The sequence below is a fragment of the Streptomyces sp. NPDC002276 genome (assembly GCF_053891435.1).
Map to the genome: position 1 here is coordinate 10,385 of NZ_JBSFCQ010000002.1, position 18,881 is coordinate 29,265.

The 18,881-nt window shown below is 70.9% G+C and carries 15 protein-coding genes; 11 read left to right on the forward strand and 4 right to left on the reverse strand.

Features of this window, described 5'->3' with window-relative positions:
- The first annotated feature begins 66 nt into the window (after positions 1-66).
- Positions 67-3,597 carry a transcription-repair coupling factor gene (gene mfd / locus ACWIHT_RS05155; RefSeq protein WP_456164608.1) on the forward strand — a complete coding sequence of 1,177 codons (3,531 nt, stop codon included), beginning with the start codon at positions 67-69 and terminating at the stop codon, positions 3,595-3,597.
- Between the two features lie 211 nt (positions 3,598-3,808).
- On the opposite strand, the gene ACWIHT_RS05160 is transcribed toward mfd, so the two are convergent.
- Positions 3,809-4,393 (reverse strand): TetR/AcrR family transcriptional regulator, encoded by a 585-nt coding sequence (locus ACWIHT_RS05160; RefSeq protein ID WP_456164610.1) that lies wholly within the window; start codon positions 4,391-4,393, stop codon positions 3,809-3,811.
- Positions 4,394-4,499: 106 nt separating this feature from the next.
- On the opposite strand from ACWIHT_RS05160, the gene ACWIHT_RS05165 reads away from it, so the two are divergent.
- Together ACWIHT_RS05165 and ACWIHT_RS05170 are read left to right on the forward strand one after the other, a co-directional pair.
- A complete protein-coding gene (locus tag ACWIHT_RS05165; RefSeq protein ID WP_456164612.1) occupies positions 4,500-5,408 on the forward strand; it encodes an SCO6745 family protein in 909 nt (302 codons plus the stop codon).
- A 194-nt stretch (positions 5,409-5,602) separates the two neighbouring features.
- Positions 5,603-6,358, forward strand: coding sequence for an HNH endonuclease family protein (locus ACWIHT_RS05170; RefSeq protein WP_456164614.1), 756 nt, complete (start codon positions 5,603-5,605; stop codon positions 6,356-6,358).
- 67 nt (positions 6,359-6,425) lie between these two features.
- Here ACWIHT_RS05170 and ACWIHT_RS05175 read toward each other — a convergent pair whose 3' ends face one another.
- Positions 6,426-7,175, reverse strand: a complete 750-nt coding sequence (locus ACWIHT_RS05175) for a hypothetical protein (protein ID WP_456164616.1) — start codon at positions 7,173-7,175, stop codon at positions 6,426-6,428.
- Between the two features lie 541 nt (positions 7,176-7,716).
- Entirely contained in the window at positions 7,717-8,160 is a 444-nt protein-coding gene (locus ACWIHT_RS05180) for a hypothetical protein (RefSeq protein WP_456164618.1), read from the reverse strand.
- Positions 8,161-8,349: 189 nt separating this feature from the next.
- Between ACWIHT_RS05180 and ACWIHT_RS05185 the strand changes: the two genes are divergently transcribed.
- Both ACWIHT_RS05185 and ACWIHT_RS05190 read left to right on the forward strand, forming a co-directional pair.
- Positions 8,350-9,315, forward strand: coding sequence for a hypothetical protein (locus ACWIHT_RS05185; RefSeq protein ID WP_456164620.1), 966 nt, complete (start codon positions 8,350-8,352; stop codon positions 9,313-9,315).
- Positions 9,312-11,075, forward strand: a complete 1,764-nt coding sequence (locus tag ACWIHT_RS05190) for an insulinase family protein (RefSeq protein WP_456164622.1) — start codon at positions 9,312-9,314, stop codon at positions 11,073-11,075. The genes ACWIHT_RS05185 and ACWIHT_RS05190 overlap by 4 nt, the downstream gene beginning before the upstream one ends.
- A gap of 1 nt (position 11,076) precedes the next feature.
- On the opposite strand, the gene ACWIHT_RS05195 is transcribed toward ACWIHT_RS05190, so the two are convergent.
- Positions 11,077-11,433 (reverse strand): hypothetical protein, encoded by a 357-nt coding sequence (locus ACWIHT_RS05195; RefSeq protein WP_456164624.1) that lies wholly within the window; start codon positions 11,431-11,433, stop codon positions 11,077-11,079.
- A gap of 411 nt (positions 11,434-11,844) precedes the next feature.
- On the opposite strand from ACWIHT_RS05195, the gene ACWIHT_RS05200 reads away from it, so the two are divergent.
- The 6 genes from ACWIHT_RS05200 (at position 11,845) to ACWIHT_RS05225 (ending at position 18,823) form a co-directional block, all read left to right on the forward strand.
- The gene (locus ACWIHT_RS05200) at positions 11,845-12,669 is read left to right on the forward strand and encodes a glycoside hydrolase domain-containing protein (RefSeq protein WP_456164626.1); all 825 of its coding nucleotides are present in this window, start codon (positions 11,845-11,847) and stop codon (positions 12,667-12,669) included.
- An 11-nt stretch (positions 12,670-12,680) separates the two neighbouring features.
- Positions 12,681-13,259, forward strand: a complete 579-nt coding sequence (locus ACWIHT_RS05205; protein ID WP_456164628.1) for a hypothetical protein — start codon at positions 12,681-12,683, stop codon at positions 13,257-13,259.
- Positions 13,260-13,404: 145 nt separating this feature from the next.
- Positions 13,405-14,052, forward strand: a complete 648-nt coding sequence (locus ACWIHT_RS05210) for a SurA N-terminal domain-containing protein (RefSeq protein WP_456164630.1) — start codon at positions 13,405-13,407, stop codon at positions 14,050-14,052.
- A 106-nt stretch (positions 14,053-14,158) separates the two neighbouring features.
- Positions 14,159-15,148, forward strand: a complete 990-nt coding sequence (locus ACWIHT_RS05215) for a nucleoside triphosphate pyrophosphohydrolase (protein ID WP_456164632.1) — start codon at positions 14,159-14,161, stop codon at positions 15,146-15,148.
- Positions 15,149-15,242: 94 nt separating this feature from the next.
- Positions 15,243-17,534, forward strand: coding sequence for a tetratricopeptide repeat protein (locus ACWIHT_RS05220; protein ID WP_456164634.1), 2,292 nt, complete (start codon positions 15,243-15,245; stop codon positions 17,532-17,534).
- Positions 17,531-18,823 (forward strand): cytochrome P450 family protein, encoded by a 1,293-nt coding sequence (locus ACWIHT_RS05225; protein WP_456164636.1) that lies wholly within the window; start codon positions 17,531-17,533, stop codon positions 18,821-18,823. Before ACWIHT_RS05220 ends, ACWIHT_RS05225 begins: the two co-directional genes overlap by 4 nt.
- Positions 18,824-18,881 lie beyond the last annotated feature (58 nt).

An 18,881-nucleotide genomic window follows, 5' to 3' on the forward strand; every position in this document is an offset into this window, starting at 1 on the left:
CCCGGCCCCATACCGCGCGCGTCGGGCCCTTCGTGTTGCCCACCCCCCGGACGGAAGCGCCCCGCAATGAGTCTGCACGGTCTGCTCGACGCCGTAGTCAAGGACCCCGCCCTCGCGGAAGCGACCCGCGCGGCGGCCGACGGCCACCGCATGCACGTCGACCTGGTCGGCCCCCCGGCGACCCGCCCCTTCGCCGTCGCGGCGCTCGCGCGTGAGGCCGGCCGTACTGTCCTCGCGGTGACCGCGACCGGGCGTGAGGCGGAGGACCTGGCCGCCGCGCTGCGCTCGCTGCTCCCGCCGGACGGCGTCGTGGAGTACCCCTCCTGGGAGACGCTCCCGCACGAGCGGCTGAGCCCGCGCAGCGACACCGTGGGCCGTCGCCTCGCCGTGCTGCGCCGCTTGGCCCACCCGAGGGACGACGACCCGGAGACGGGCCCGGTCTCCGTCGTCGTAGCGCCGGTGCGGTCCGTGTTGCAGCCGCAGGTCAAGGGGCTGGGAGACCTGGAGCCGGTCGCCCTGAGGTCCGGCCAGACCGCCGACCTGAACGCGGTCGTGGACGCGCTCGGCGCCGCCGCCTACGCGCGCGTGGAGCTCGTCGAGCGGCGCGGTGAGTTCGCCGTACGCGGCGGCATCCTGGACGTGTTCCCGCCCACCGAGGAACACCCGTTGCGCGTCGAGTTCTGGGGCGACGACGTCGAGGAGATCCGCTACTTCAAGGTGGCCGACCAGCGCTCCCTGGAGGTCGCCGAACACGGCCTGTGGGCACCCCCCTGCCGTGAACTTCTGTTGACGGAAGACGTCCGCACGCGCGCGCGTGCCCTCGCCGAGGCCCACCCCGAACTCGGCGAGCTGCTCGGCAAGATCGCCGAGGGCATCGCCGTAGAGGGCATGGAGTCGCTGGCCCCGGTGCTCGTCGACGACATGGAGCTGCTGCTCGACGTGCTGCCCAAGGGTGCGATGGCCGTCGTATGCGATCCGGAGCGGGTACGCACGCGTGCGTCCGATCTCGTGGCCACCTCGCAGGAGTTCTTGCAGGCCTCCTGGGCGGCCACCGCGGGCGGCGGCGAGGCGCCCATCGACGTCGACGCGGCCTCCCTGTGGTCCATCGCGGACGTACGGGACCGGGCGCGCGAGCTGGACATGATGTGGTGGTCGGTGTCGCCGTTCGCCGCGGACGAAGAACTCGACGCGGACACCCTGAAGCTCGGGATGCACGCCCCGGAGACCTACCGCGGCGACACCGCCAAGGCCCTCGCCGACACCAAGGGCTGGCTCGCCGACGGCTGGCGCACGGTCTTCGTCACCGAGGCCCACGGCCCCGCCGCCCGCACGGTCGAGGTCCTCGGCAGCGAGGGCGTAGCGGCCCGCCTGGAGACGGAACTCGGCGAAATCGCCCCCTCCGTAGTGCACGTGGCGACCGGATCGATCGACTACGGGTTCGTCGATACGGCGCTCAAGCTCGCCGTCCTCACCGAGACCGACCTCTCGGGGCAGAAGGCCGCCGGCAAGGACGGCACCCGCATGCCGGCCCGCCGCCGCAAGACCATCGACCCGCTCACCCTGGAGACGGGCGACTACATCGTCCACGAACAGCACGGTGTGGGCCGTTACATCGAGATGGTGCAGCGCACGGTGCAGGGCGCCACCCGCGAGTACCTGGTCGTCGAGTACGCCCCCGCCAAGCGCGGCCAGCCCGGCGACCGCCTCTACATCCCCACCGACCAGCTGGAGCAGATCACCAAGTACGTCGGCGGCGAGGCCCCCACCCTGCACCGGCTGGGCGGCGCCGACTGGACGAAGACCAAGGCGCGTGCCAAGAAGGCCGTCAAGGAGATCGCGGCCGACCTCATCAAGCTGTACTCGGCCAGGATGGCCGCCCCGGGGCACGCGTTCGGCGCGGACACGCCCTGGCAGCGCGAGCTGGAGGACGCCTTTCCGTACGCGGAGACCCCCGACCAGCTGACCACGATCGCCGAGGTCAAGGACGACATGGAGAAGTCGGTCCCGATGGACCGGCTGGTGTGCGGCGACGTCGGCTACGGCAAGACGGAGATCGCGGTCCGGGCCGCCTTCAAGGCCGTCCAGGACGGCAAGCAGGTCGCCGTCCTCGTCCCGACGACCCTCCTGGTGCAGCAGCACTTCGGGACGTTCACCGAGCGGTACTCGCAGTTCCCGGTCAACGTGCGGGCGTTGAGCCGCTTCCAGACCGACACGGAGGCGAAGGCGACCCTGGAGGGCCTGCGGGAGGGCTCCGTGGACCTCGTCATCGGCACCCACCGCCTGTTCTCCTCCGAGACCAAGTTCAAGGACCTCGGCCTGGTCATCGTCGACGAGGAGCAGCGCTTCGGCGTCGAGCACAAGGAGCAGCTGAAGAAGCTGCGTGCCAACGTCGACGTGCTGACGATGTCCGCCACCCCGATCCCCAGAACCCTGGAGATGGCGGTCACCGGCATCCGAGAGATGTCGACGATCACGACGCCCCCGGAGGAGCGTCACCCGGTGTTGACGTTCGTCGGTCCCTACGAGGAGAAGCAGATCGGCGCCGCGATCCGCCGTGAACTCCTGCGCGAGGGCCAGGTCTTCTACATCCACAACCGGGTGGAATCGATCGACCGCGCGGCGGCACGTTTGCGCGAGATCGTCCCGGAGGCGCGCATCGCCACCGCCCACGGCCAGATGTCGGAACAGGCCCTGGAGCAGGTGGTCGTCGACTTCTGGGAGAATAAGTTCGATGTCCTGGTGTCGACGACGATCGTCGAGTCCGGCATCGACATCTCCAACGCGAACACGCTGATCGTTGAACGAGGCGACAACTTCGGTCTGTCGCAGCTCCACCAGTTGCGCGGCCGGGTCGGCCGTGGCCGCGAACGCGGTTACGCCTACTTCCTGTACCCCCCGGAGAAGCCGCTCACGGAGACGGCCCACGAGCGCCTCGCCACCATCGCCCAGCACACGGAGATGGGCGCCGGCATGTACGTCGCCATGAAGGACCTCGAAATCCGGGGCGCGGGCAACCTGTTGGGCGGCGAGCAGTCCGGCCACATCGCGGGCGTCGGCTTCGACCTGTACGTCCGCATGGTCGGCGAGGCGGTCGCGGACTACCGCGCCTCCCTGGAGGGCGGTGTCGAGGAGGAGCCGCCCCTGGAGGTCAAGATCGAGCTCCCGGTCGACGCGCACGTCCCGCACGACTACGCCCCCGGCGAGCGCCTGCGGCTGGCGGCCTACCGGTCCATCGCCTCCGCCAACACGGAGGAGGACATCAAGGCCGTACGCGAGGAACTCGTCGACCGCTACGGCAAGTTGCCCGAGCCGGTGGAGAACCTGCTGCTGGTGGCCGGTCTGCGCATGCTCGCGCGCGCGTGCGGGGTCGGAGACATCGTCCTTCAGGGCACCAACATCCGCTTCGCGCCGGTGGAGTTGCGCGAGTCCCAGGAACTGCGCCTCAAGCGCCTCTACCCCGGCACCGTCATCAAGCCGGCCGCCCACCAGGTGCTGGTACCGCGCCCGAAGACGGCCAGGGTGGGCGGAAAGCCGTTGGTGGGGCGCGAGTTGCTGGGCTGGGTGGGGGAGTTCCTGGCGACGATCCTGGGGTCGTAGCGGCGAGGGGGCGGGGGTACCCCGGGAAAGTGTGACGCCCCTTCGGGGAAGCGTCACACTTTTTCAGCTGAAGCGGCCGCCCGGCCCCCGCTGCCGGGATGGGCCGACAGCGGGCCGTCCCCGCCCGCACGCTTGACAGCACCCAACGGCCCTTCGCGTACGGCGAGTCGAGCGGCGACAGCGAGCCCGCCCGGGGCAACCGCGCACGCCGTCAGCCATCAGCCCCGCGGAACAGCATCCCCGCCAGCACCCGGAACACCTCCTCCGGCTCCCGCTCACCCACCGCCCCGTCCAGATTGTGGCCGAGCAGCAGCGTCGCGAAGCCGTGCGCCAAGGACCACGCGGCGACCCCGGCGAGGCGGGCGTCGGGGCCGCGGCCCTCGGGAGGCACGGCGGAGACGGCTCCGCTCAGCGCGTCGGCCGCGAGCGCGCGGGCCGTGGCGAGTTCGAGGTCGCCGTCGCGCAGCAGCTCGGGCGCGAACATCACCTGGAAGTGCGCCGGGTGCTCGCGCGCGAAGCGCACGTACCGCACTCCCGCGTCCTTGAGATCGGCCGCCTCCCCGATCGCGGTGGCCAGCAGCCCGAACCCCTCCGCCGCGATGGCCGTCAACAGCCCTGTGCGGTCCTTGAAGTGATGGGCCGGCGCCGCGTGCGAGACACCGGCACGGCGGGCGAGATCCCGCAGGCTCAGCCCGGACGGGCCGTCGGCCGCGATGACGTCGAGCGCGGCGGTGAGAATGGCGCGGCGCAGATCGCCGTGGTGGTACGGACTCTTGGTGGACCTGGTCGTACTCATGCTCAGCAGCCTACGCCGAATCTAGGCATTGACAAGTTCGGGTGGTTGGGGCAATCTTGTCAGTGTCAAGTTGTGGAACGACCGGGACGCGACGAGGAGTTGTGCCATGTCCGAAGACGTACGTGGAGTGGAGACCCCGAACTACCCCGCCACCGTGGAGCCGGGCCGGGTGCGCCAGCTCTGGCACCTGCTCGAACCCCTGCATGCCGTGCTGTACTACGCGCCGGAGGTCCTCGACGAGGCCGCCGCGCTCGGCTACGACACCGAGGAGCGCTGGCCGAGCTACTTCCCGCTGCGCGCCGCCCCGTTGGGCCCGGCCGGTGCCGAGCGGGTGAGCTCCGCCTTCTACAGCTTCAGCCCCCGCATGGTCGCCGAGCACGCCGACCCCGCGTGGCGCGTCGCGAGCCCGGACGCCGTACTGAAGGCGAGGCTGCGCGGAATGGACCGGGCCTACCGCGCGATATTCGGCGACCGTGTCGACAGCCCCGAACTCGCGGAGGCCGCCGCCCTGGCCCGCCGCGCCGCCGAGGCGGTCACCACGGCCGGCCGCCCGCTCGCCGCGGCCAACGCCGAGTTGCCCTGGCCCGAGGACCCCCACCTCCAGCTGTGGCAGGCGGCGACGATCCTGCGCGAACACCGCGGTGACGGCCACCTCGCCGCACTCCTCGTCGCCGGCCTGGACCCGGTCGAGTCCCTGGTCTCCTTCGCCGCGATAGGAGCCGCCTCCGTCGAACGCTTCGAGAGCCGGGGCTGGAGCCCGCGGGAATGGGCGGCGGCCCGCGAACGCCTGGTCGCCCGGGGCCTGTTGGACGACCGCGGTACGGCGACGAGGGCGGGCCGCGAGCTGCGCCAGGAGGTGGAGCGCCGCACCGACCGACTGGCCGCGGAGCCCTGGCAGTTCCTCGGCAGGGCGGACACCGACCGACTCGCCGATCTGCTGGGGGAGTTCTGGGTGGCGGTGCTCGGGTCCGGGCTGCTGCCCTCGGAGTCGACGCTGGGCATCGGCAAGGTCTGAGGGGGAGTGTGCGGAGGGAGTGCGAGGTGGGGGCGCCCGCGACCGCCAAGTCGTGACGATTACACCCGAGTTGCACGTCATGCGCCCCCGGGCCCCATATGTTCGCGACATCTCCGCGGCTAACGTGGGCACCAGGTCAATATCCGCCCCCTCAGGGGCGGGGGCCGGGTGAACTAGGGGAGGGGCGCACTGTGATGCGTCTGAGGGGTGGGGCGGCCGTCGCCGTCCTGATCATGTTGTCCGTCGCCGGATGCAAGGACACCACAGGGGCCTCCGGGCCCGAAGCGACGACCGGTGGGGACTCCGGCGGGAACTCGGGTGGGAACTCCGGTGGAGGCTCCGGCGGGGGCGCGGCTCTCACCGCCGCCGAGTCCCTGACCGTGAAGGGGCGGGCGCCGAAGACCGGTTACTCACGCGAGCGCTTCGGCACCGCCTGGGCCGACACGGACTCCAACAGCTGTGACACCAGGGACGACATTCTCAAACGGGACCTCAAGCAGGTGAAGTTCACCGGCGGCACCTGCAAGGTGTCCTACGGCGTCCTCGAATCCGACCCGTACTCGGGCAAGGAGGTGACCTACCGTCGCGGGGCCAGCCTCGTAGACATAGACCACCTCGTCGCCCTCTCCGACGCCTGGCAGAAGGGCGCCAAGTACTGGGACGCCAGCAAGCGCATAGCCCTCGCCAACGACCCCCTCAACCTCCTGACCGTCGGCGCGAGCGCCAACCGCAGCAAGGGCGACGGCGACACGGCGACCTGGGTGCCGACCTACAAGGCGTACCGCTGCACGTATGTCGCCGCGCAGGTCGCCGTGAAGAAGAAGTACGACCTGTGGGTCACCGCCGCGGAGAAAGCCGCCATGAAGAAGGTCCTCTCCACCTGTCCGGACCAGAAGCTCCCGTCCGGCGGCAACCCGACGAGCGCGCCGTCGAGGTTCCACGCGAAGTGAGCTGCCGGACCGTCGGAGCAAACCCCTTCCCGCGCGGAGGGCGGTGCGGCCCGGGTCGGGTTTTGCGTCAGGTTCGGGAGAGGGCCTTGGTGCCCGAGAGGAGGGGGATGAGGGCGAAGTTGCCGTCGCCGGTGCCGCAGGTCGGGGTGGTGTCGGCGGAGTTGGAGACCTTGGTTCCGGTGGTGAAACGGCCGTCGCGGGTCGTGGGGACCACCGTGGTGAAGTGGTCGTTGAACGGGCTCTGGCCGTAGTAGTAGACGCACTGCTGGAGGTTGACGTAGCGCCCGGCGGTGAGGTCGAGGGCCTTGACGTCGGACAGCAGGGGGACGAGGCGGTACTGGCCTTGTCCCGGGCCGCAGTTGGGAGTGGTGTCGGGGGTGTTGGAGACGTTCGAGTGCGCGGCGAACTCGGGGGCGCCGACGTTCGCGACCGTTGTGATGTGGTCGTGCTGGGCGTCGGAGTAGTAGACGCACTGGTGGAGGTTCAGATAACGGCCGGCGCTGAGGTCGAGCGACTGGACGCCTGCCCACGGGGACGACGGTTTGAAGTTTCCGTCACCGGCGCCGCAGGAACGGCTCGTGTCGGCGGTGTTGGAGGTGTTCGTCCCGGTCGTGAAGCGGCCGTCACGGCTCGGCACCACGGTGGTGAAGTAGTCGACGACCGCGGAGGGCACGTACACGCACTGGTGCAGGTTCAGATAGCGGCCGGCCTGCGGGGCCCGGGCCTCGGCGCCGGCCGTCGAGGTCGGTGACACGAACAGCGCGGTGGCGGTGGCTGCGGCGGCGAGCCATGTCCTGGCCCGTCCCTTGTGGCGCACAGGTGTCCCCTTTCTGGGGTTCGAGCTGGGGATCGCGCGATCTTGCGCGGGGCTCAGCTCAGCACGGGTGCACGGGAGTCGACCGCGTGTCCTCTCTCCAATCCACCTGAAGGTGTGGGCCGCCCTCTCGTGCCTTTGACGGCTGGACCTGCTGTTTTGACCGACGCCGGGGCCGGGAGGTCGGGCGACCGATGTTCGGTGGGGGTCGGCGGGGATGATCTGTTCAGAAGGTGGTCGCAGGCGGAACCCGGTAGCCACGGTTCGCCGATCGGCATGCTGTGCCGCAGGTCGAGTGGATGCCCACCGCAGTGGTAGTAGGCGATCATCGCCATGAGTTCGATGAACCGTTGGTCGCGGACGTGCGCGGTCATGACGAACTCAAGTCCGTGACCGTGTTTCGCCGCCGAGGTCCAGCAACCGGCCGAGGTGGAGAAGTGTGACACTCGACGGTGGAGTGTCACGCTTTTGCGGAGTGGGTGTCCTCCGGGGCGTCGGGCCCTTGCTCGGTGCGATACGGCATGTCTGGGTTCCGTGCGGATGCTCACCGCGTGACCGGCAACGCCCCCACGAACCGAGGTCCGTCGCCCCGGTGTTGCACCGGAAACGTCACCTTCAGCCCCTGCTCCTGCCCCGCCACCGACAGCCTCGTCGTGAACTGCAACCCCAGGAACGCCTTCTTCGAGCCGCCCGCCGAGACGTACGGACGCGGCAGGTTCAGCATCAACTTGCCTGGTTTCCCGCCCCTGTTGCCGTCGAAGAACAGGATTCTCTGGTCGGTCAGGACTATGTAGAACGGGCGTGGCGTGACCGTGGCCATCACCGTGCCCGCGCTCAACACCCCCACCACGGCCGCCGTCAGGGCCTGCCTGCGGACGGACACCGAGCCGATCGCGGCCAGGGAAGTGAACTCGACGCGTTCGCCCTGGAGGAGCAACGGGGCTGCCGCTTCGAGGAGTTGGCGGTTGCGGCGGGCGTTCAGGGACATGGCGGGACTCCTGGAAGAGATGAGTAGAGAGAGATGAGTGCAGAAAGGTGCGGACGCTATGAGCCTTCGGTGAACGGGAGTTGGACGGACGGTCCGCCCGAGGTCAAGTCAAACCCACGCTCTTCCCATCTCTGACCTGCAGTTTCCCCGACAACCGCGTTGTCACGGGCCTCGCCTAGGATCCGCCGCATGTCATCCGCCCCCGGAGCCGATCCCGGCCCCGACTTCGAACTCGCCTCCGCCTTTCCGGAGGTCACCTGGTTGCGTCAGGCCGCCGCCGCGGCCGACTGGGCCGCCGTCCGGCAGTACCACGACAGCCTGCCGCCCGGTACCGACCGGGCCTTCGTCGTGGGCGTGTTGGCCGAGGCCGACGGTGTCGAGCACACACTGCGGCGGCACCTGGCCGCCGTACCGTACGACGTTCTCGCGCTCACCGTGCTCGGGCTCCGGCTCATCGAGGCCGGGTGGGAGATACGGACCGACGCGCGGGCCAAGGACGTCAGCCGCGAGCAGTTCAAGGCGTTCCACGAACACCTGGGGGAGGCGGAGCAACTCCTCATCCGGGCAACGGCGTTCGACCCCTCCTACGACGCCGCCTGGGCCGCCCGCCTCACCACCGCCCTCGGCCTGTCGCTCGGGCAGAACGAGAGCCGGCGCCGCTACGACCGGCTGGCCCGCCACCACCCGCACCACTTCACCGGACAGGCCCGGCTCCTCCAGAAGCTGTACCCCAAGTGGGGCGGCACCTGGGAGGCGGCCCACGGGTTCGCGCGCGAGTGTCTACTGGCCGCCCCCGCAGGGGCGTTGAACGGCGGGCTCGTCGCCGAAGCGCACTTCGAGCACTGGCTCGACCTCGGCGCCGACGACAAGCGCACCGAATACCTGCGGCAGCCCCACGTGCACGCCGAACTCGTCGAGGCCGCCGGGCGGTCCGTGTTCCACCCGCAGTTCGCGCGGCCGTACGGCTGGGTCACCGTCCAGGGGAGTTTCGCCGCGCTGTTCTCCCTGATCGGCGACTCCGCGCAGGCCGCCGCGCACTTCCGGGCCCTCGGCAACCTCGCCTCCGACTTCCCGTGGAGTTACCTCGGCGAGCCCGCCGAGGCGTACGTCCAGCACCGCGACTCCGCCAACTCCGCCCTGAGAGGCCGAAGATGAACCCCCAGGACCACCAGGCCTCCCACGACAGTCGGTCCGCCGCCACCCCCAACGCCATCCACCTCACCGAAGTCGACGGCATACCCACCCTCTTCGCGTACGCCCCCGGCCCCCCGCGCGCCGGACTCGTCTTCCGCGTCGGCACCGCCGACGAGACCCTCGCCCGGGCCGGAGTCACGCACCTCGTCGAACACCTCGCCCTGTACCGCCAGGGCCTCGCCGACTACCACTACAACGGCGCGACCAAGGCCGCCTTCACCCACTTCCACGTGGAGGGCGCCGAACACGAGATCGTCGACTATCTGCACGGCGTCTGCGGCTCCCTCGCGGACCTTCCCATGGAGCGCCTGGAGACCGAGAAGGAGATCCTGCGGACGGAGGAGTCCCGCCGCGAAACCGGCCAACTCCCGTTGTGGCGCTACGGCGCCCAGGGCTACGGCCTGGTCAGCTACCCGGAGTGGGGGGTCAGGAACCTGCGCCCGGAGGACGTACGCCACTGGACGGGGACCTGGTTCACTGGCGGCAACGCCGTGCTGTGGATCGCCGGCGAGCGCTTCCCCGCCGGACTCGCGCTCAAGCTGCCCCCGGGCCCCCGCCACCCGCTCCCCGCCGTCACCTCCGCGCTCCCCACCACACCCGCCCACTTCTCCGACGGCCAGGGCGGCGTCCTGCTCGACGCCGTCGTCACCGACACCACCGCCGCCCGCCTCTACGCCGGCGTCCTGGAACGCGAACTCTCCCGCGCCCTGCGCCAGGAGGACGGCAACTCCTACACCGCCGCCACCGACTACACCTCCCGCCGCGACGGCCACGCCCTCCTCACCGCCTTCGCGGACTCCCTGCCCGCCAAGCAGGACGCGGTGCTCGGCGGCTTCGTCGACGTCCTCGCCGCGCTCCAGGCCGGCCGTATCGCGCAGGCCGACCTGGACGCCGTACGCACGCGTGCCGACGCGGGACTGACGGCGGCCGACGCGGCCGTACGACGGCTGCCCGGGGCGGCGGAGGACCTGCTCGCCGGACGGCCGCCGCGCGGCCTCGACGAACTACGCAACGAGCTGTGGTCGGTGACGCCCGGTCAGCTGCACGCGGTGGCCCTGGAGGCCGCCGGGACCGCCCTGTTGCAGGTGCCCTCGGGACACGGCGCGAGCTGGGCGGGGTACGCGGAGGCGCCGACGCGTTCGACGTACGCCGTCACCGGACGGCGCTTCGACGCGGTCGCCAAAGACGGCTCCGCGCTGGTGGTCGGGGACGACGGGGTCAGCGTGACCGTGCGCGGGCGCGACGGCGCCGACCTCGCGGTGACAGTGCCGTACCGTTCCTGCGCCGCCGTGCTCAGCTGGCCCGACGGCGGCCGACGGCTCATCGGCACCGACGGTCTCGCCGTCGCCGTAGAACCGGGGCTCTACGGTGTCGACGCGCACACCATGGCGATGCTCGACGCGGCCGTACCGCCGCACGCGCGCGTGCAGTTGCCGCCGCGGCAGAGCACCCCGCGCGCGGAGGCGCCCGCACCGGCACCGGCCGCCGGGAGCGGTGGAGTCGCGCCCGTCCGGCGCACCGGCGGACAGACCGCCGCGCTCGTCGTGCTCTTCCTGCTGGGCGGGCTGTTCGCCTTCGTCGCGCTCGCGACGACGGTCTTCGGCCACGACCCCGACAGCGGCACCGGCGAATGGCTCGGCCTCTCGGGCTTCCTGTGGGCCGTCACCGGGCTGATCGTCTGGCCCGCGGTACGGATCCTGCGGCGCACCCGCGGAGTGTGAGCTACCGGAGGTACGGATTCCCCTGCTGCGGGGGCACCGGCATCCCGACGTACAACTGCTGCTTCGGGGGCGGAGTGTCGAACATCCCGAACAGCAGCAGTCCGGCGGCCATCAGCATGGTCACCACGACCGCGAGACCGAGGAACCCGTCCCCGCTCGAACTGCCGCCGGACGCCGCCCACGGCAGGGTCACGCCCTCGTAGAGCGCGAAGGACGCGAACGCGCCCCAGTCCGAACCCCGTCCGCGGCGGATCGCCGCGTACAGGAAGGGCACCCATATCAGGAGGCCGCACGACCCCCAGGCGAGGAACACCCAGGCGATCCGTTGTCCCCAGCCGGCTTCCAGCCGTTTTGCCATGTCAACCCCCCAAGGTCGGCCCAAGGTTATGGCACGGGCAGCCGCCCGGGGGGCGAACGGCCATGTGAACCGTCCCGCGACCCGGCGGACGCCCGCCACGCCCGCGCACTGGTACGGCGTTTGTCCGGTCCGCGTTCCCCGGTACGGGAGTTTTTGCCGTGTCGTGAGGGAATCTTGTGGCGATCGAGAGAATCCGTTTTCCGGACCGAAGGGCAGCGTCGATTATCGTGCGATTCGCTGGGGTCCCAAGTCCCGCGCGCGCACGGACAGTTCCGTTCCAGGGCCGTACGACCGTAGTCCTACGGCGTCGCCGCGCCGGACCCGCGCAGTTTCCGGGGCCCTCAGGGGGCCGACAGTTTTCCGGCGGACGTCGCACACGTCCGTCTGTCTTCAACAGGGGTGGGGTTTTTCGTGTCCGAGCATCGGCAGTCGAAGAAGCGCAGATACATCGCGTGGGGCGTCGCGGGTGCCGCGGTCGTCGCCGGAGGCGGTATCGCCGCGCAGACCTCGATGGCCGCCACCACCTGGCCCGCGCAGAAGACCTACACGGGCCGCGCCTTCGACACCTGCGCCGCCCCTTCCCTCGCCGCGATGAAGGCCTGGCACGGCGGCCTCTACGGCGCCGCCGCCGTCTACGTCGGCGGCAAGAACCGCGGGTGCGGCCAGCCCAACCTCACCGCCTCCTGGGTCAAGTCCCTCACCACGGTCGGCTGGAAGTTCATCCCGCTCTACGTCGGCTCCCAGCCGTCCTGCGGCTCCGGCGGCTCCGTGAAGATCAGCGCCACCACCGCGGCGGCCGTCGGCAAGTCCGAGGCGGACGACGCGGTCGCCAAGTCCGCGGCCCTCGGCTTCAAGGCCGGCAGCCCGATCTACCTGGACATGGAGTCGTACGACACGACGAACACGTCCTGCAACAACGCCGTGCTGACCTATGTGCGCGCCTTCGACAAGGAACTGCACGCCAAGATCTACCGCAGCGGCCTCTACGGCTTCAGCAGCTCCAGCGCCAAGGCGATCGCCACCGCGACCAGCAAGACGGACCTGCCGGGCAACCTCTGGTACGCCCTGTGGGACCAGGTCAACACCACGACCTCCGACTGGCCCTGGGGCTCCACCCAGTTCACCGGCCACAGCCGCGCGCACCAGTACCTGGTCAACAGCAAGGAGACCCGCGGCGGTTACACGATCACCGTAGACCGCGACGCGTGGGACGCGCCGGTGGCCATCACCGGCTGAGGACGACAAGGATGCTGAAGGCGTTCGCGCGCGCGGGGCACGCCATGGCTGCCGGACTGCGTGCGCTCGGCGCTCGCACCATCGCCATGATCGCGACAGCGCTCGCCGTCGTCCTCACGATGATCGTGACCGGAATCGTCCTCTCCAGGCACGACAGCCGCCCGCCGGTCCCCGCCACCGGGGCCCGACACTCCACCGACATCGAGGCCTGCCTGCTCACCGACCAGCGGGGCATCGACGGGAGCCCCGCCGCCACGGTCTGGCGTGGCATGCAGGACGCGTCGCTCAGGACGCACACGCGCGTGAGCCACTCCTCGGTGACCGGCGACCAGAGCACCGCGAACGCGCGCCCCTTCCTCGACGCCATGCTCCGGCGCTCCTGCGAGGTCGTCCTCGCGGTGGGCGGCGCCGAGGTGAAGGCGGCGCAGGAGACGACGGGGCGCCACGCGAAGGTCGGCTTCGTGCTCGTGGGCAGCGGCGACGACAGCGCGGACAAGACCGACACGAACGTGTCCTGGGTGTCCATCGACGACGGTCTCCGCGCGGCGGTCACCGCGGCCGTGGAACGAGCGGTGGACGTCCAGCGGTAGCGCACGCGTGCGTGCCGGTGCGTGCCGGTGCCCGAAGTCCTGGTGAATCGTTGGTCGAATGGGTTGGCCACAGGCGACCCACTGCCTAACATCGATCACCGCAAGACTTTGTGCACCGTCGCACAATCTCCAACGGGAGGTTCCCTTGCACCGCCGCCGTCGCACCGCGCTCGTCCTCACCGCCGTGATCGCCGCCGCGGCCCCCGCCCTGACCGCCTGCGGAAGCGAGGCGCATCCCGGCGCGGCGGCCGTCGTGGGCGGGCAGCGCATCACCGTCGCGCAGTTGCAGAGCCGGGTCAACGAGGTGCGCGTGGCACAGCGGGCGGCCGTCCAGGACCAGACCCAGTACACGCGGGCCATCGCCACCACCGGCGGCCTCACCCGCGAGACGCTCTACGGCATGGTCTTCGACCAGGTCGTGCACCGCGCCGCACAGGACGCCGACGTCACCGTCACCCGCAAGGACATCCAGGACATGCGGGCCGCCCTCGCCCAGCAGGCGGGCGGCTCCAAGGCCCTGGAAGCGACCTGGCTCGCACAGTACGGCGTCCCCCCGCAGCGCCTCGACGAGAACCTCCGCCTCCAGGTGGAGGGCCGCAAACTCGCCGCGAAGCTCGGCACCGACACCAGCCAGCCCGCCTTCTGGAAGGCCCTGTCGACCGCCTCCAAGGAACTCCACGTCGACCTCAACCCGCGCTACGGCACCTGGGACGTGGAGAAGAGCAGCCGCGTCGACGCCAAGACACCGTGGGTACGCGAGGTCACGGCGGCGCAGACACAGCAGTCGGCGTAACGGTACGGCGGGCAAGGCGTCCGCGGCGGCCACGGCGTCCGCGAGGCTGCCCGTCGGCCTGTGGATAACTCACAGGGCTGTCGGCGGCGTGGGTTACGTTCGGTGTGTGAACGCAACCAGCCCCGGTACCGAGAGCCCGCCCGCCCCCGCTCCCGGCCGTATCGTCCTGCTCACCACCAGCCACAGAGTCGCCCCCGGCCTGCTGTCCTGGCCCGCCTGGGAGGCGCTGCGCACCGCCGACCGGGTGCTGTGCGCGGACGGTACGCATCCGCAGCTGCCGTATCTGAGCGAGGCCGGCATAACCGTCACCGAGGCGTCCCCGACCGCCGAGGAACTGGTCGCCGCCTGCGAGGGCGGCCACACGGTGGTGATCGTGGCCACGGGCGAGGGCGAACCGGCGCTGACCGACGGCCTGGCCCGCCTCGCCGGCTCCGGCCGCGTACAGATGCCCGAGCTGGAACTCCTCCCCGCCTCCTACGACCTCCCGGGCGCCCGCCTCCTCGACCTCGTCCAGGTCATGGACCGAATCCGCGTCGAGTGCCCGTGGTCCTCCCAGCAGACCCACAAGGGCCTGGCGAAGTACGGCATCGAGGAGGCGTACGAGCTCGTCGAGGCGATCGAGGACGGCGACCGCGACGAACTCCGCGAGGAGCTGGGAGACGTCCTCCTCCAGGTCGTCTTCCACGCCCGCATCGCGGAGGAGGACCCCGACACCCCCTTCTCCATCGACGACGTGGCCGGCGGCATCGTCACCAAACTGATCCACCGCCACCCGCACGTCTTCGGCGACGAGACGGCGTCGACTCCCGAGGAGGTCAAGGCACATTGGCTGCGCACGAAGGCGGAGGAGAAGCGCCGCACCTCCATCACTGAGGGCATCCCGATGGGCCAGCCCGGCCTCGCCCTCGCGGCGAAACTCGCATCACGCGTGCGGACGGCGGGACTTGAGGTACCGCTGCCGAAGGCGGACAACGACCTCGGCTACGAACTGCTCGCGCTGGCGGTGCGTGCCGAGGCGGACGGCGTGGATCCCGAGGCGGCCCTGCGGGCGGCGGGGCGGGCCTATCGGGATGCGATCAGGGGGGTGGAGGGGTAGCCCGGCAGTGGGATCGACGCCGAAGCCTGAGTCAACGCCCCCGTGAATCAGTACCTTTGACGGCGAGCGGCTGAGGAACGCGCGGGGGGCGAGCGTGACAAAGGAACATGAGCAGCTGGCGATCACGGGCGCCCGCGTGCTCATCAAGGGGGCGGCCTCGACCGACCTGTGGCAGCCGATCCATGACGGCTTCGCGACGTGGTTCTGGCGCCACGAGTCGACCGAGATGGACCTCCATCTCGGTCGGCTCGAAAGGCTCGGCCGACGATTCCGGGTGCTGAGTTCTCCGAACGCCGTCGAGGAAAGGAAACGGTGGCGCGCATGGCTGCTCGACGTTCTCCTCCAGGCGTCCAACCCGATGGCGGCCGCCGCGGAACTCGCCTCCCTCATCGAGAAGTTCGAACCCGCCCTCGCCGCACGCCGACGCGAAGAAGCGCTCCCGTCCCGAGACCACCTCGACTTCCGCGGGAGCACCTTCAACGGGACGGTGGCCGCCGTCCAGCACCTTCACCACAGTCCGGTTCCCACGCCGGTGGCCTGGCGTCCCGTCGATGACGTCGGGCCCGTGGAGTTCGGAGTACGTCCGACGCAGCATGTCCTCGGTCTGCCCGACGTCCCGCCGTATGTGCGGCGGGACTGCGACGACGACCTTCGCACGCGCCTCGCCGACAGCGGCCTGGTGCTGATCCTCGGAGAACCGTACGCGGGCAAGTCGTACACGGCGTGGCACGGAGTGCGGTCGCTGAAGGGGCACCGGCTCTACGCCCCGGACCCGGGCGACGACCTGCGTGCCGTGCTGGGCGCGCTGGACGGGCACGCCGGTGACTACGTCATCTGGCTGGACGAGTTGACCGACCACCTGGGCGGCGGTGGTCTCGATCTGAAGCTCCTGGGACGGTTCACCTCCCTCGGAGCCGTCATGCTCGGCACGATCAGCCCCGACGAGTACTACCGGCGCCGTTGCGGGACGACCCCGGGCGAGCGAGTCGTCGCCGCGGCCCGCACGGTGCCGCTGGCATGCGAATGGAGCGACGCCGAACTGGAGCGGCTGGCGCGGCTCGACGATCCGCGCGCGTACCCGGCGTACATGTGGAGCGGTCGGGAGGGCGCGGCCTCGTACTTCGCGATCGGGCATCTGCTGTTCGACGAATGGCGGCGTGCGGGGACCCAGGTCAAGCACCCGCGTGGGCGGTTACTGGTCCGCGCCGCGGTCGACCTCGCCCGGTGCGGGGTCACGGGAGCGGTGCCGCTGGAATTGCTGAGAACGGTCCAAGAGCAGTACGGAACAGAGGAACGCGAGTCGTTCGAGGACGCCTTCGTCTGGGCGACGACTCCCCTTTTCGGTACGTCGGGGCTCCTGGTACCGGGGGACGAGGCGCGGACCTGGCGGGCGTACGGGGCGCTCGTCGCGGAAGCCACGAGATCGGACGACGACCTGGAACCGGTGCCCGACGGGGTGTGGTGGACGCTGCTGGACGAGTCCGCGGCAGGCCTCGCCATTGATCGCGGTGCCGTCCTCGACGCGGCCCGTATCGCGTTGCACCCCCGGCTCAAGGGGGAGGACACGGCGCTGATGGTCGCCTTCGCCGGTCGCGTCGGATCCGACGAGCGCCAGGAGCTGCTCCGCCGGGCGGCGGACGCGGGCGACTGGCGGGGGGCCGAGGCACTGGCCGCGTTTTTCCTGAGTCGCGGCGACACCACGTCGGCCATGCCGTATCTGGAGCGGGCAGCCGAGGCCGGCAGCTCGTGGGCCGCGACGACACTGGGCACCTTCCTCCGAGACCGGGCCGAAGCCTGGCTGCGCAGAGCCGCCGAAGCCGGCGACCCCGCGGCCGCCCACGAACTCGGCGACATGCTGGTCGGAACCGGCCGTGAGGACGAGGCCCTCCGCTGGTACCGCAAGGCCGCCGCCGCGGGCCGTCGCGAGGTCGCCGTAAGCCTGGGCGCCCTGCTCAGCAGATGGCGGGACCCCGAGGCGGACGTCTGGCTGCGTTACGCGGCCGCTTGGGGCGACGCTCGCGCGGCGGGCGAACTCGGTGTCCATCTCTCGTGGGGGCCGGCGGCCGACGAGACCAAGGTGGTCCCCCTCTACCAGCGGGCCGCTCACGCCGGAGACGCGAACGCGGCGCACAACCTCGGCCTGTGGATGGTCGGGCAGGGCCGGTTCGACGAGGCGATGGAGCTGTACCGCCAGGCCCTCGACGGCGGCGTCACCGATGCGGAGCGGTCCATCGGGCGACTGCTGGAGCTGCGCGGCAGAGCCGCCGAGGCCGAGGCCTGGTACGACAAGGCCGCCACCGCGAACCCCATCGGTCTCCCCGCGGCCCTGCCCCCACCACCACCCGAGGGCGAACGCACCCCCACCCCGGATACCGTCAAGAAGTGACCGACCAGCCGCACCCGCACTCCACCGCCCCCGAACTCTTCACCTGGGAGTTCGCCACCGACCCCTACCCCGCCTACGCCTGGCTCCGTGAGCACGCCCCCGTGCACAGGACACGCCTCCCCAGCGGAGTGGAGGCCTGGTTGGTCACCCGGTACGCCGACGCCAAGCAGGCGCTCGCCGACCCGCGGCTGTCCAAGAACCCCGCGCATCACGACGAACCGGCGCACGCCAAGGGCAAGACCGGTATCCCGGGTGAGCGCAAGGCCGAGTTGATGACGCACCTCCTCAACATCGACCCGCCGGACCACACCCGGCTGCGACGGCTGGTCAGCAAGGCGTTCACACCCCGCCGGGTCGCCGAATTCGCGCCCCGGGTGCAGGAGTTGACGGACCATCTCATCGACCAGTTCGCGGGGAGCGGCTCCGCCGACCTCATCCACGACTTCGCCTTCCCGCTCCCCATCTACGCCATCTGCGATCTGCTCGGCGTCCCCCGCGAGGACCAGGACGACTTCCGGGACTGGGCGGGCATGATGATCCGGCACGGGGGCGGGCCGAGGGGTGGAGTCGCGCGGTCCGTGAAGAAGATGCGCGGCTATCTCGCCGACCTCATCCACCGCAAGCGCGCGGCCCTCCCCGACAGCCCGGACCCGCTGCCCGGCGAAGACCTCATCTCCGCCCTCATCCGCGCCTCCGACCAGGGCGAGCACCTCACCGAGAACGAGGCCGCGGCGATGGCCTTCATCCTGCTGTTCGCCGGTTTCGAGACGACCGTCAACCTCATCGGCAACGGCACGTACGCGCTCCTGACCCACCCCGAGCAGCGCGCCCGCCTGGAGAAGTCCCTCGCCGCGGGCGAACACGGCCTCCTCGAAACCGGCGTCGAGGAACTCCTGCGCTACGACGGCCCGGTGGAGCTGGCGACCTGGCGGTTCGCCACCCGCTCCGTCACCCTCGGCGGGCAGGACATCGCGGCCGGCGATCCCGTACTGGTCGTCCTGGCCGCGGCGGACCGCGATCCGGAACGGTTCGCCGATCCCGACGTCCTCGACCTCGGTCGGCGTGACAATCAACACCTCGGCTACGGCCACGGCATCCACTACTGCCTCGGCGCCCCGCTCGCCCGCCTGGAGGGACAGACCGCGCTCGCCACCCTCCTCACCCGCCTGCCCGACCTCCAACTCGCGGCGGATCCGGCCGACTTGCGCTGGCGCGGCGGCCTCATCATGCGCGGACTGCGCACCCTGCCAGTGGAGTTCACCCCCGGAGCGACCACACCAAACCCGTAAACCCGGACCGAACGGGCCATCTCGCCGCGTAAACCCGAAGATGACAGTTCCTCAACTC